At 72.9% G+C, this 13,159-nt stretch carries 12 protein-coding genes; 3 read left to right on the forward strand and 9 right to left on the reverse strand.

Annotated features, from left to right (window positions below):
* Positions 1-56: 56 nt before the first annotated feature.
* From ACTJI1_RS16555 to ACTJI1_RS16595, 9 genes are all read right to left on the reverse strand, one after another.
* Positions 57-1,103, reverse strand: coding sequence for a sulfate/molybdate ABC transporter ATP-binding protein (locus ACTJI1_RS16555; protein WP_440743505.1), 1,047 nt, complete (start codon positions 1,101-1,103; stop codon positions 57-59).
* Positions 1,100-1,942 (reverse strand): ABC transporter permease, encoded by an 843-nt coding sequence (locus tag ACTJI1_RS16560; protein WP_440743506.1) that lies wholly within the window; start codon positions 1,940-1,942, stop codon positions 1,100-1,102. Before ACTJI1_RS16560 ends, ACTJI1_RS16555 begins: the two co-directional genes overlap by 4 nt.
* Before the next feature lie 10 nt (positions 1,943-1,952).
* Positions 1,953-2,765, reverse strand: a complete 813-nt coding sequence (modA, locus tag ACTJI1_RS16565) for a molybdate ABC transporter substrate-binding protein (RefSeq protein WP_440743507.1) — start codon at positions 2,763-2,765, stop codon at positions 1,953-1,955.
* Entirely contained in the window at positions 2,762-3,166 is a 405-nt protein-coding gene (locus ACTJI1_RS16570) for a TOBE domain-containing protein (protein WP_440743508.1), read from the reverse strand. The genes modA and ACTJI1_RS16570 overlap by 4 nt, the downstream gene beginning before the upstream one ends.
* A gap of 37 nt (positions 3,167-3,203) precedes the next feature.
* Positions 3,204-3,617: a molybdenum cofactor biosynthesis protein MoaE gene (locus ACTJI1_RS16575; protein ID WP_310128408.1), complete on the reverse strand. Its 414-nt coding sequence runs from the start codon at positions 3,615-3,617 to the stop codon at positions 3,204-3,206.
* Positions 3,614-4,624, reverse strand: a complete 1,011-nt coding sequence (gene moaCB, locus ACTJI1_RS16580; protein ID WP_440743509.1) for a bifunctional molybdenum cofactor biosynthesis protein MoaC/MoaB — start codon at positions 4,622-4,624, stop codon at positions 3,614-3,616. The genes ACTJI1_RS16575 and moaCB overlap by 4 nt, the downstream gene beginning before the upstream one ends.
* A complete protein-coding gene (locus ACTJI1_RS16585) occupies positions 4,621-5,853 on the reverse strand; it encodes a molybdopterin molybdotransferase MoeA (RefSeq protein WP_440743510.1) in 1,233 nt (410 codons plus the stop codon). Before ACTJI1_RS16585 ends, moaCB begins: the two co-directional genes overlap by 4 nt.
* Positions 5,854-5,961: 108 nt before the next feature.
* On the reverse strand, positions 5,962-7,092 hold the full coding sequence (locus tag ACTJI1_RS16590) for a ThiF family adenylyltransferase (RefSeq protein WP_440743511.1): 1,131 nt from the start codon (positions 7,090-7,092) through the stop codon (positions 5,962-5,964).
* Between the two features lie 45 nt (positions 7,093-7,137).
* Complete coding sequence (locus ACTJI1_RS16595) at positions 7,138-8,664, reverse strand: molybdopterin-dependent oxidoreductase (RefSeq protein ID WP_440743512.1); 1,527 nt, start codon at positions 8,662-8,664, stop codon at positions 7,138-7,140.
* Positions 8,665-8,731: 67 nt separating this feature from the next.
* Here ACTJI1_RS16595 and ACTJI1_RS16600 point away from each other — a divergent pair, with 67 nt between their 5' ends.
* The 3 genes from ACTJI1_RS16600 (at position 8,732) to ACTJI1_RS16610 (ending at position 13,016) form a co-directional block, all read left to right on the forward strand.
* On the forward strand, positions 8,732-11,320 hold the full coding sequence (locus ACTJI1_RS16600) for a DEAD/DEAH box helicase (protein ID WP_310128419.1): 2,589 nt from the start codon (positions 8,732-8,734) through the stop codon (positions 11,318-11,320).
* 158 nt (positions 11,321-11,478) lie between these two features.
* Positions 11,479-12,687, forward strand: a complete 1,209-nt coding sequence (locus tag ACTJI1_RS16605) for an inorganic phosphate transporter (protein ID WP_310128421.1) — start codon at positions 11,479-11,481, stop codon at positions 12,685-12,687.
* On the forward strand, positions 12,684-13,016 hold the full coding sequence (locus ACTJI1_RS16610; RefSeq protein WP_310128423.1) for a peptidase: 333 nt from the start codon (positions 12,684-12,686) through the stop codon (positions 13,014-13,016). The genes ACTJI1_RS16605 and ACTJI1_RS16610 overlap by 4 nt, the downstream gene beginning before the upstream one ends.
* Positions 13,017-13,159: the final 143 nt, after the last annotated feature.

Genomic DNA, 13,159 nt, shown 5'->3' on the forward strand with positions numbered 1-13,159 from the left:
GACCGGTCGAGCGTGCACTTTTCGTGTACTCGACGGTGGGGAGTGGGGGGTGGGGGTCAGGCGGGGTAGATGGTGACGGCGTCGAGGGGGACGTGGAGGGCGACGGGGGCGCCGGGGTGCAGGCGGAGGTCGGCGAGGACGGCCGGGGGGATCAGGGCGTCGAGGCGGTCGGTGCGGACGCGCACGAGGTCGGCCTGGGGCTCGAGAGCGGTGACGGTGGCGGGGATCGTGTCGGCGGCGGGCGGAGACGCAGGATCCGGGGCGGGCGCGACGCGCACCGCCGAGGGGCGCACGGCCGCCAGCGCGGGAGCGCCGACCGGGATGGGGGCGGGCGCGGTGCCGCGCACGCGCATCCCGTCGGTCGTCTGCAGGCCGTCGGCGGTGCGCACGCCGCTCAGCAGGGTGAGGCCGGACAGCTCCGCCGTGAACGGGTGCCGCGGCCGCTCGAGCACCTGGCGCGTCGGGCCCTCCTCGACCACGCGGCCGTCGTGGACGACGGCGACCCGGTCGGCCAGGAGGTAGGCGTCCAGCGCGTCGTGCGTGACCAGGACCGTCGTCCGGCCGGGGAGCACCTCGGCGAGCATCCCGCGCACGTCGGCGGCGACGGAGACGTCGAGCGCCGAGAGCGGTTCGTCGAGCAGGAGCAGGCTCGGCTCCGCGGCGAGGGCGCGAGCGATCGCGACGCGCTGCGCCTGTCCGCCGGACAGCTCGGACGGCCGCCGGTCGGCGAGCGGTGTCGTGCCGGTGCGACGCATCCACTCGGCCGCCCGCTCAGCGGCCTCGGCCCGGGATGCACCGGCCGCGCGGGGGCCGAAGGCGACGTTCGCGCGCACGCTGAGGTGCGGGAACAGGAGCGCGTCCTGGGCGAGCAGCGCGACCCCGCGGCGGTGCGGCGGACGCCAGGCGCCGGGGAGGTCGAACAGGATGTCGTCGCCGAGCGTCGCGCGGCCGGTGTCGGGGCGGACGAGCCCGGCCAGCATCCCGAGCACCGTGGACTTGCCGGCGCCGTTCGGACCGAGCAGCGCGAGGGTCTCGCCGTCCGCGACGGCGAGGTCGACGGTGACGTCGCGGGCCGCCGAGGTCGCCGCGAGGCGCAGGCTCACGCCGCCGCCTCCGCGTGCGCCGTCGTGTCTGCGGGACGCCGCCGCGACCGCCACGGGCGCACCCGCTCACCCGCACCGTGCGCGACGGCGACCACGACGATCGCGACGGCGACCAGGACGAGCGACAGCGCGACAGCGGCGTCGGGATCGGTCTCCCGCTGCAGGTAGATCTCCAGCGGGAGGGTGCGCGTGACGCCCTGCAGGCTTCCCGCGAAGGTCAGCGTGGCGCCGAACTCGCCCAGCGCCCGGGCGAACGAGAGGATGGCGCCGGAGACGACCGCCGGCAGCACCAGCGGCAGGGTCACCCGGAACAGCACGGCCGACGGTCGCGCGCCGAGCGTCGCGGCGACCGCCTCGTAGCGCTCGCCGCTCGCGCGCAGCGCGCCCTCGAGGCTGAGCACCAGGAACGGGAGCGCGACGAACGTCTGCGCGATGATGACGGCCGGCGTCGAGAACGCCACGTCGAGAGTGCCGCCGAGCAGGCCGCGGCGGCCGTACAGGGCGAGCAGCGCGAGCCCGCCGACGACCGGCGGCAGCACCAGCGGCAGCAGCACGACGGCACGCACCACGCGCCGCCCGGCGAACGGTACCCGCGCGAGCACGATCGCCATCGGGACGCCCAGCACCAGGCAGGCGGCCGTCGCGATCAGCGACGTGCGCAGGCTCAGGAGCAGCGCATCCACCGACGACGGCGACGTGATCAGCGGGATGAACTCCGCCCAGTCGACGCGCGCGGCCATCGCCACGAGGGGGAGCAGGACGAACAGGGCGCCGATCGCCGCGACCACGACGATCCACCGGGGGACGCCGAGCCGCGGTCCCGCCGTGCCGCCGTTCATGCCCGCATCCTCACGGCGCCCCGAAACCGGCGGCGGCGAGCACGTGGCGGCCCTCGGGTCCGGTGACGAACGCGACGAACGCCGCTCCGCCGCGCGGGTTGGGGGCGTGGGCGACGGAGGCGATCGGGTAGACGTTGACCGTCTTCGCGGCCTCCGGGAACGGCACGGACTCCACCGACGATCCCGCGCCCTTCACGTCGGTGCGGTACACGATGCCCGCGTCGGCCTCGCCCGAGCTCACCTTGCCGAGCACATCGGTGACCGACGACTCCTGGCTCACCGGGTGCAACGTCACGCCGGCCGACTGCTCCACCTTCGCGGTCGCCGCCCCGCACGGCACCTGGGGAGCGCACACCACCGTCTTGATGCCGGGGGAGGCCAGGTCGGCGAAGCTCTTCACGTGCGCCGGGTTGCCCGGCGGGAGCGCGATCGCGAGCACGTTGGTGGCGAAGTCGGTCGGCGTTCCCGCGACGACCTTCGCGTCGACCGCCTTGGTCATGTTCGCCTGGTCGGCCGAGGCGAACACGTCGGCGGGCGCCCCGGCGGTCAGCTGGGTGACGAGGTCGGACGAGCCGGCGAACGAGAAGGTGACGGTCGTGCCGGGATGCGCGGCCTCGAACTCCGTGCCGAGCTCGGTGAAGGTCTTGGTGAGCGACGCGGCGGCGAACACGGTGATCGTGCCGCTGACGCGCGTGCCCGAGCCGGAGGGCGTCACGGTCTGACCGGCCCCGGGAGCGCTGCACCCGGCCAGCGCCGTGGCCGCCAGGAGCAGCCCGGCGACAGCCGTCGAACCTCGCAGCGCACCCCGCCGCCGCGCGCTCACCGCGACCCCGCCGGAGCCTCGACCATGACGTTGGTGGCCTTCACGACCGCCACGGCGACCGAGCCGAGCTCCAGCCCGAGCTCGCGGACGGCCTCGCTGCTGATGAGGGACACGACGCGGTGCGGGCCGCACTGCAGCTCCACCTGCGCCATCACGCGATCGGCCACGATGTCGGTGACCAGCCCGACGAAGCGGTTGCGGGCGGAGCCTGTGGACCCGGACGGGTCGGGCGGCAGCACGGCGTTCTGCTTGGCGAGCTGCGCGAGCTCGAGACCGTCGACGACCGTCCGGCCGGAGCCGTCCTGACCGCTCGTGAGCGTTCCGGCGTCGATCCAGCGGCGCACGGTGTCGTCGCTCACGCCGAGGTAGAGCGCAGCATCCTTGATCCGTATCTGCGGCATGGAACCCATCCTAGATCCGCGGATGCGGAAAAAGGGCTCAGAGGCCGACCCACTCCGAATCGCCGTCGGTGAAGTGCTGCCGCTTCCAGATCGGCACGCGCGCCTTGATGATCTCCACGAGCTCCGCACACGCCGCGAACGCCTCGGCGCGGTGCGGGGCAGCGACGGCCGCGATCAAGGCGAGGTCGCCGATGGTCAGCGACCCGACCCGGTGCTGTGCGGCCACCCGCAGACCGGTGCTGCGGGAGACCTCCTCGCAGCACTCGCGGAGGAACCTCTCCGCCTCAGGATGCGCGCGGTAGTCGAGCGACACCACGCCCTTCCCGCCGTCGTGGTCGCGCACGATGCCCTGGAACGAGACCACGGCCCCGGCCTCTGCCCGCCACACGAACTCGTCGACGGTCGACGGGTCCAGGGGGTCGCCGGTCACAGCGGCGAGCACGTCGCTCATCGGTGATCACCTCCGCGCAGCTGGTCGAGCAGGTGGGGGAGCAGGCCGTCGAGAACCTCCAGGCCGTCCTGGACGCCGCCGCGCGAGCCGGGCAGGTTGACCACCAGCGTCGATCCCGCGACGCCGACCAGCCCGCGGCTCAGCGCCGCGAGCGGCGTCGCCTGGGCGCCTCGGGCGCGGAGCGCCTCCGCGACGCCCGGCAGCTCCCGGTCGAGCACGGCGGCCGTCGCCTCCGGTGTCCGGTCGGTGGGCGAGATGCCCGTGCCGCCGGTGGAGATGACGACGAGGGGACGCGCGTCGACCGCCTCGCGCAGGGCCGCATCCACATCGGCGTCCGCGACGACCCGCACGACCGCGGGCAGGCGACGCTCGGCCAGCCAGTCGGCGATGACCGGTCCGGTGGTGTCCTCGTAGACGCCCGTCGCGGCGCGCGTGGACGCGACCAGGACGATCGCGCCGGTCACCGTGGCGGGCTGTTCGGCGTCCTCGGCGGCGGAGCCCGGAGCAGCGCTGGAGGAAGCAGCGGCCGCCGCATCCCGCGTCCACTCGCCGCGCTTGCCGCCGCTCTTGGCGACGAGCCGCACATCCGTCAGCATCGCGGCCGGGTCCACCGCCTTCACCATGTCGTGCAGAGTGAGGCCGGCCACGGCGACCGCCGTGAGCGCCTCCATCTCGACGCCGGTCCGGCCGTGCGTCCGCGCGACCACCTCGATCTCGATCGTGCCGGACTCCGCGTCCAGCTCGAAGTCGACCCGCACGGCATTGAGCGGCAGAGGATGGCACAGCGGGATGAGCTCGCTGGTCCGCTTCGCCCCGCCGATCCCGGCGATGCGCGCCGTGGCGAGCACGTCCGCCTTGGGCAGGTCGTCGGCCGCGACGAGCCGGACCACCTCCGGTGTGGTCACGAAGCGTCCGCGAGCGACCGCCTCGCGATCGGTCTCCGGCTTGCCGCCGACATCGACCATGCGGGCGCGGCCGTCGGCGTCGAGATGGGTGAGCTGCGTCATAGGGTCCAGACTGTCACGGGCGAGCCGGCTTCCAGGGTCTCCGCCTCCTCGGGCAGGTCGATGAGCACGTCGGCCTTCGCCATCCCGGCGACCAGGTGCGACGACGGGCCGGAGGCGGGGGAGACCGCGGCACCGGCGCCGTCGAGGACGCCGCGCAGGAACTGGCGGCGCCCCGGGATCGAGCGCACCGGCTCCCGCAGGGTCACCGCGCGCGGCGGGATGCCCGGCAGACCGGCCGCGGCGCGCAGCGGGTCGCGCAGGAACACGACGAACGACACCTGCGTGCTGACCGGGTTGCCGGGGAAGGCGAACACCGGGACTCCGCCGACCACAGCGGTCGCCTGGGGTCCGCCCGGCTGCATGGCGACCGTCGTGACGTCGGCGCCGCGCGGGTGCAGCACCTCCCGCACCACCTCGTACGCGCCGCGCGAGATGCCGCCGGAGGTGATGATCAGGTCGCTGGTGCGCAGGGCGTCGTCGAGGATGCGCTCGAACGCTGCGGGGTCGTCGTCGCTCCTGGCGCGCACGGAGACGGTCGCCCCGGCCTCCTGCACCAGAGCGGCGAGGGCGATGCCGTTCGCGTCGTACACCTGGCCGAAGCCGGGCGTCCCGGTCGCGATCAGCTCGGTGCCGCTGGTGAGGATGCCCACGCGCAGCCGCGCGCGGACGGTCACCGATTCGACGCCGGCCGCGGCCAGCGCGGCCAGGTGCCGCGGCGCCAGGCGGGTGCGCGCGGGCACCAGCACGTCGCCGCGCCGGACGTCGCTGCCGCGCTCCCGCACGTACTCGCCGCGCCGGCGGCTGCGGCGGATCTCGACGATCGCGCCGGACAGGTCGTCGTCGCGCCCGAGGACCAGCTCGGTGTCCTCGACCGGGACGATCGTGTCGGCGCCGGTGGGCACCGGCGCGCCGGTCATGATGCGCAGGGCCGTTCCGGCGACGAGGGAGACGGGGGTGGTGTGCCCCGCCGGGATGTCGCCGGTCACCTCGAGCGCGACCGGCACCTCGTGCACGTCGGCGGACCGCACCGCGTACCCGTCCATCTGCGAGTTGCGGAACAGCGGCAGGTCGACCTGCGACCGCACCTCCTCCGCGGTCACCCGGCCGAGGGCGTGGTCGAGGGGGACGGACTCCTCCGCCGGCTCCTCGGAGAGCGGTTCGAGCATGCGCGCCACCAGCGCGGCGTGCTCCTCGACGCTGCGCGGTCGCGCGGACGGGTCGCCTGTCATGCGCCTAGTATCCCGCGTCCCCGCCGCCGCGCCACCGGCTGATGCGACGAGGGGTCGCGACACGCCGTCATCGCCGACGGATGACGGCGTGTTGCGGCCCCTGGATGCTCAGTAGCGCGGCATAGCGGGGTCGACGTCGCGCGACCAGGCGTCGAGGCCGCCGGCGAGCACCAGCCCGTGCAGGCCGGCCTCGGCCAGCAGCACGCGCGCTGTCTCGGCGCGGATGCCGTGGTGGCAGACGATCACCAGCGGCTCGCCCGGGAGGCGCTCCGCCACCCCGGCGGGATCGCGCTGCACCACGCCGAGCGGCACCAGCAGCGAGCCCGGCAGCTCCACGATGTCGGCCTCCCACGGCTCGCGCACGTCGAGCAGTGTGTACGCCTCGCCCGCGCGCAGCCGCGCATCCAGTTCGGCCGGGGAGATCGCGTCGGTGATGCCGCAGAACAGGTCGTAGTCGATCAGCCCGGTCACCGGGGGCGCCTCGGGGTCGCGCTCGTAGGCGAGCTCGCGGAAACCTCCGCTGAGGGCGTCGTGCAACACCACCCGGCCGAGCAGCGGCGTCCCGGTGCCGGTCACGAGCTTGACCGCCTCGCCCACCATGAGAGCGCCGACCACTCCGCATTCCGACGGCAGCGCGCCCGCTTCGGCGCAGCTCGCGACGGTTCCGGGCGCGGGCGGCACCGGGAACAGGTCGCGGTACGTCGGACCCTGCGCCGACCAGCTCAGCCCCACCTGGCCGCCGGTCTGGTGCACCGCTCCCCAGACGACCGGGATGCCCGCCAGCGTCGCAGCGTCGTCCACGAGGTAGCGGGTGGGGAAGTTGTCGCTGCCGTCGAGCACCAGGTCGAATCCCGAGAGGATGCGCTCCGCGTTGTCCGCGCTGAGCCGCTCGGCGAAGATCCGCACCTCCACCTCGTCGCCGAGCGCACGCACGGTGTCGGCCGCCGACTCCACCTTCGGCCGCCCCACATCGGCGGGCGTGTGGATGTTCTGCCGCGGCAGATTGCTCGGCTCCACCCGGTCGTCGTCCACGATCCCGATCGTCCCGAACCCGGACGAGGCGAGCAGCGGCAGCACCGCCGAGCCGAGTCCGCCCGCGCCGACGACGAGCACGCGCGCAGCGCGCAGGCGGCGCTGGGCGTCCGTCCCGAAGCCGGGCAGCTGCGTCGTGCGCGCGTAGCGGGCGACGCGGTCGGGGGTGAGGTCGGGACCGGGTTCGACGAGCGGCGGGAGGGCCATGCCTTCAGCCAATCACAGAAGTCGGAGGGTGGTCGCAGTCGGGCGTCACGCCACGGTGACCTGGATGCTGTGCAGCCCCGTCGCGCCGTCCGGCACCACATCGCGCACCGTGGAGGTCTGCACCAGGCCCTTCGCGTCCGTGGCGCGCACGCGGAGCGTGTGCGCGCCGGGCGTCGCGTCCCAGTCGTAGCGCCATTGCCGCCAGGTGTCCGCCGAGATCGCGTCCGCCAGGGTCGCCTGCTGCCACGGGCCGTCGTCCACGCGCACCTGCACGGCGCTCACGCCGACGTGCTGCGACCAGGCGACGCCGGCGACGGTGACCGTGCCCGCCTTCACCTGGCGTCCGGACGCCGGGACGTCGATGCGCGACGACAGCTTGACCGGGCCCCTCTCGGACCAGCCGCGGTCGGTCCAGTAGGAGGTGTGCTCGTCGAACCGGGTCACCTCCAGCGACACCACCCACTTGGTGGCCGAGACGTAGCCGTACAGGCCGGGCACGACCATCCGCACCGGGTAGCCGTGCTCGAGCGGCAGCGGGGAGCCGTTCATCCCGACGGCGAGGATCGCGTTCCGCTCGTCGGTCAGCGCCTCCAGCGGCGTGCTCGCCGTCCAGCCGTCCTGGCTGGTCGAGAGCACCATGTCCGCGTCCGCCGACGGCTTCGCCCGCGCCAGCAGGTGCCGGATGGGGTATCCGAGCCAGGTGGCGTTGCCGATCAGGTCGCCGCCGACCTCGTTGGAGACGCACGTCAGCGTGGTGGTCGACTCCTCCAGCGGAAGCTTCAGCAGCTCGGCGAAGGTGAGCTCGACCTCCTGCTCGACCATGCCGGTGATCCGCAGACGCCACGAGGCGGGATCGATCCCGGGGATCTGGAGGGCGGTGTCGATGCGGTAGAAGTCCGCGTTCGGCGTGATGATCGGCGACAGGCCCGGGATGTCGAAGGATGCGGCTGCCGGCACGGGAGGGGCGGTGTGCGCCGGCGCGGGGAGGCGGATGGCCGCCCGCGCCGCAGAGGCGGCGCGGAAGCCGCCCGCGACGGCCTGACCGACGATGAGGGCGAGCGCCCCGCCCGCCGCCGTAGCGGCGGTGGTCCCCACGAACCGGCGGCGGCTCACCCGACCCTCGGGCGCTATGCGCGTGGGTTCGGTGTCGCGCAGCAGCCGCATCAGCGTGCCGAGGACGAGGATGGCCACGACCGCCGCGAGCACGGACGGGATGGCCTCGAGCAGTCCGTTGCCCGCGCGGGTCACCGCGGCGACGACCCCGACGGCGCCGCCCAGCCCGATCAGGATGCGCCCCAGCGGAGGGCGGATGCGCTCCAGCCATCCGGCCAGCGCCGCACCGGCCAGCACCACGATGCCGAGCGAGACGATCAGGAACGCCTTGTCGCCCGTCCCGAACAGGCCGATCACGGCCTCCTTCACCCAGGCCGGGGCGAGGTCGATCAGCAGCGCGCCCACCGTCAGGACCGGGCTGCCGTTCTGGATCACGAACGCGCTGACCAGCTCGCCTGCGCCGACGCCGGCGACCACGCTCGCCACCCCCGCGGCCGCCGGCCGCCAGAACTCCGTCACGGGCACAACCTATGTCGCCCGGCTGGAAGCGCGCCACGAGGCGGCGGGCATGACAGGCTTGGGGATCATGTCCGACAGCACCGCACCCTCCGTCCGCCGACTGCGCGTGGAGGACATCCCCGGCTGGTCCGGGCCCGGCTCCGTCAGCGAGGACGCGGTCTACGAGACGTTCATCTCCTGGGTGGAGGAGGGCGGCATCCAGCTGTACCCGGCCCAGGACGAGTCGGTGATCGAGGTCATCGATGCGGCCAACCTCATCCTGAGCACCCCCACAGGAACGGGCAAGTCGCTGGTGGCCGTCGGCGCCCACTTCGCCGCCCTCGCCCGCGGCGAGCGCACCTACTACACCGCTCCGATCAAGGCGCTGGTGTCGGAGAAGTTCTTCGCCCTGGTCGACATCTTCGGCGCCGAGAACGTCGGCATGACGACCGGCGACTCCGCCGTCAACGCCGATGCGCCGATCGTGTGCGCGACGGCCGAGATCCTCGCCAACCTGGCGCTCCGCCACGGCGACGAGACGCCGGTCGGGCAAGTCGTCATGGACGAGTTCCACTTCTACTCGGACCCGGACCGCGGCTGGGCCTGGCAGGTGCCGCTGCTGACCCTGCCGCACACCCAGTTCGTGCTCATGTCGGCCACCCTCGGCGACGTCACCGCGCTCGCCGCCGACCTCGAACGGCGCACGGGCCGGCCGACGGCGACCGTCACCGGCGTCGAGCGGCCGGTGCCCCTGCACTACTACTACGAGGTCACGCCGGTCCACGAGACCATCGAGGACCTGCTCCACACCGGTCAGTCGCCGATCTACGTCGTGCACTTCTCGCAGCTGGCCGCCCTGGAGCGCGCGCAGTCGCTGTCGAGCGCGAAGATCGCCAGCCGCGAGCAGCGGGAGGCGATCGCCGAGCTCATCGGCGAGTTCCGGTTCACGACGAGCTTCGGCAAGACCCTCGCCCGCCTGCTGCGGCAGGGGATCGGCGTGCACCACGCGGGGATGCTGCCCAAGTACCGCCGCCTGGTCGAGCAGCTGGCCCAGCGGGGGATGCTGCGCGTCATCTGCGGGACGGACACGCTCGGCGTCGGCATCAATGTGCCGATCCGCACGGTGCTGCTCACCGCCCTCACGAAGTTCGACGGCACCCGGATGCGGCAGCTCAACGCGCGCGAGTTCCACCAGATCGCCGGGCGCGCGGGCCGTGCCGGGTTCGACACGGCCGGGACGGTCGTGGCGCAGGCCCCCGAGCACGAGTCGGAGAACCTCAAGGCGCTCGAGAAGGCCGGCGACGACCCCAAGAAGCGCCGCAAGATCGTCCGGAAGAAGGCGCCCGAGGGCTTCGTCTCGTGGGGCGAGCCGTCGTTCCGCCGGCTGATCGAGGCGGAGCCCGAGACGCTCACCTCCTCGATGCAGATCACCAGCGCCATGCTCATCAACGTGATCGGGCGCGGCGGTGACGTGTACGGCCACGTCCGCGCGCTGGTGTTCGACAACCACGAGCCCTGGAAGCGGCAGCTCGCGCTGGCCCGGCGCGCCATCGAGCTGTACCGGTCGCTGCTGACGGCCGGCGTGGTCGAGGCGGTCCGCACCGGCGACGGGGTGGAGATCCGGCTCACCGTCGACCTGCAGCCCAACTTCGCCCTCAACCAGCCGCTGTCTCCGTTCGCGCTCGCCGCCTTCGAGCTGTTCGACATCGAGTCTCCGGTCTACGCCCTCGACATCGTCTCCGTCGTCGAGGCGACCCTCGACGACCCGCGGCCCGTGCTCTCCGCCCAGCAGTACCACGCGCGCGGCGAGGCGGTCGCGGCCATGAAGGCGGAGGGCATCGAGTACGAGGAGCGGATGGAGGCGCTCGAGGAGGTCACCCACCCGAAGCCCCACGACATCCTGCTGCACGAGGCGTTCGCGACCTACGCCTCCAGCCAGCCCTGGGTGGCCGACTTCGAACTGCGGCCCAAGTCGGTGGTGCGCGACCTGTACGAGCGGGCGATGACGTTCGGCGAGTTCATCGCGTTCTACAAGCTGGCGCGGTCGGAGGGCGTGGTGCTGCGCTACCTGTCCGACGCGTACCGCGCGCTCAACCAGACGGTGCCGCTCGACCTCCGCACGGAGGACCTGCGCGACATCGTGGAGTGGCTCGGCGAGCTGGTGCGCCAGGTCGACTCGAGCCTCCTCGACGAGTGGGAGGAGCTCGTCCACCCGGACGCCGCCCGCCACGCCGCCGAGGCGACGGAGCTTGCGCCGCCGGCACCCCGCAACGTGACGACCAACCGGCGCGCGTTCTTCGTGCTCGTGCGCAACGAGCTGTTCCGGCGCGTCCAGCTCGCCGCCCTCGACCGGGTGAACGACCTGGGCGTGCTCGAGGCGGAGGCCGCCGTGCTCGCCGGAGGGATCGCCCCCTTCACCGAGGCGCAGTGGGACCAGGCGCTCGAGGGGTACTACGCGGAGCACGACGAGATCCTGACCGACGCCTCCGCCCGCTCGGCGGCGATGATCATCGTCGACGAGGAGCCGGAGGGCGAGACCGGGATCTGGCGCGTCCGGCAGATCCTGGCCGACCCGGAGGGGCACCACGACTGGGGGATCGCGGCGGACGTGCTGCTCGATGACTCGGCCCGCGAGGGGGTCGCGGTGGTGCGGGTGACCTCCGTCGGCCGCCTCTGACGCTCCCGGCGCACCGCCGGTTTGACCCTGCGGAGGCGTCGTGTGAGTATCGTCACGGTGTCTGAACAGCGCCAGGTCCCTTGCATGAACTCCGAATGAAGCCTTGCATCGGGAGGGACTGATCCGACACGAGCAGCGTCATCGCGAGAAGGGGAACGGTGGACCTCACCCTCATCGTCGTGCTGGTCATCCTGCTGGCGCTCTTCTTCGACTTCACGAACGGCTTCCACGACACCGCGAATGCGATGGCGACACCCATCGCGACCGGCGCCATGCGGCCGAAGGTCGCCGTCGCGCTGGCGGCGGTGCTCAACCTGATCGGCGCCTTCCTGTCCACCGAGGTGGCCAAGACCATCTCGGGCGGCATCATCAAGGAAGGCGACGGCGGCGTGCAGATCACGCCGACGCTCATCTTCGCGGGGCTCGTCGGCGCCATCGTCTGGAACATGGTGACGTGGCTCTTCGGCCTGCCGTCGTCCTCCAGCCACGCCCTGTTCGGTGGCCTGATCGGCGCCGCGATCATCGGCGCGGGCATCCAATCGGTCGACTTCCTCGTGGTGCTTGACAAGGTCATCCTGCCCGCTGTCATCGCGCCGTTCACCGCCGGGGTGGTGGCCTGGAGCGCCACCAAGCTCGCGTATTGGATCACCCGCCGCTACGACGGCCGCCCCGACGGCCGCGGAGGCTTCCGCTACGGCCAGATCTTCTCGTCGTCGCTGGTCGCCCTGGCGCACGGCACCAATGACGCGCAGAAGACGATGGGCGTCATCACGCTGACCCTCATCGCGGCCGGAATCCAGCCGACGGGGTCCGGACCCGAGACGTGGGTCGTCATCGCCTGCGCGCTGGCCATCGCGCTCGGCACCTACTCGGGCGGCTGGCGCATCATCCGCACGCTCGGCCGCGGCCTCACCGAGGTGAAGCCCGCTCAGGGCTTCGCCGCGGAGACCAGCACGGCCGCGACGATCCTGGCGTCGAGCCACCTCGGCTTCGCGCTGTCGACCACGCAGGTCGCCTCCGGCTCGGTGATCGGCTCGGGACTCGGCCGTCGCGGGTCGTCCGTTCGCTGGGGAACAGCCGGCCGGATCGCGATCGGCTGGGCGCTGACGCTGCCCTCCGCCGCCATCGTCGGAGCTGTTGCGGCGCTGGTCGCCGATGTCGGGCCGATCGGCGTCGTGATCGACACCCTCGTCGGCGCCGCCGTCGTCACCTACATCTTCTGGCGCGCATCCCGCAACCGGGTCACCAGCGAGAACGCGGTCAAGCCCGTCCCGCTGCAGGGCAAGAGCGAGGTGGCCGCCTCCGGCAAGGCCGTCAAGATCGAGAAGGTCAAGCCGCTGAAGCGTCCGCGGAGGGAGTCCGCATGATCGACTGGGGAGCCTTCGTCCTCGTCTTCGCCGCGTCCCTGATCGGGGCGTGCGTGGTCGTCGCCTTCTACGCGCTCGGCACGCGGTTGCTGGCGGTCGCCGGCCGCGCGCTGTTCGTCGAGCCGGTGGAGTTCACGGACGCGATCACCGTGCTGACCCCGGAGAAGGCCGCGAAGCTGCAGCGCAAGGCCGAGAAGGCCCAGCGCAAGAATCCGCTCACGGCCGGCCAGAAGCGCCTCGCCCTGACCGCCGCGTACGCGTGCTTCACGGGCTGCGCCCTGGCCGTGATCTACGGGCTGTACCTGATCATCCCGTACTTCCACCAGTAGGGAGCCCCGCCACCCGCGCCGCACATTCGTGACGAATGCGGGGTCTGCCGACGCGGGAGGCGACATTCGGCACGAATGTTCCCCTGCTGGTGCTCGCACATTCGTGACGAATGCGCGGAACGCGCTCCTGGGAGGCGACATTC

It is taken from the genome of Leifsonia sp. 22587 (assembly GCF_052044215.1).
Lineage (GTDB): Bacteria > Actinomycetota > Actinomycetes > Actinomycetales > Microbacteriaceae > Leifsonia > Leifsonia shinshuensis_C.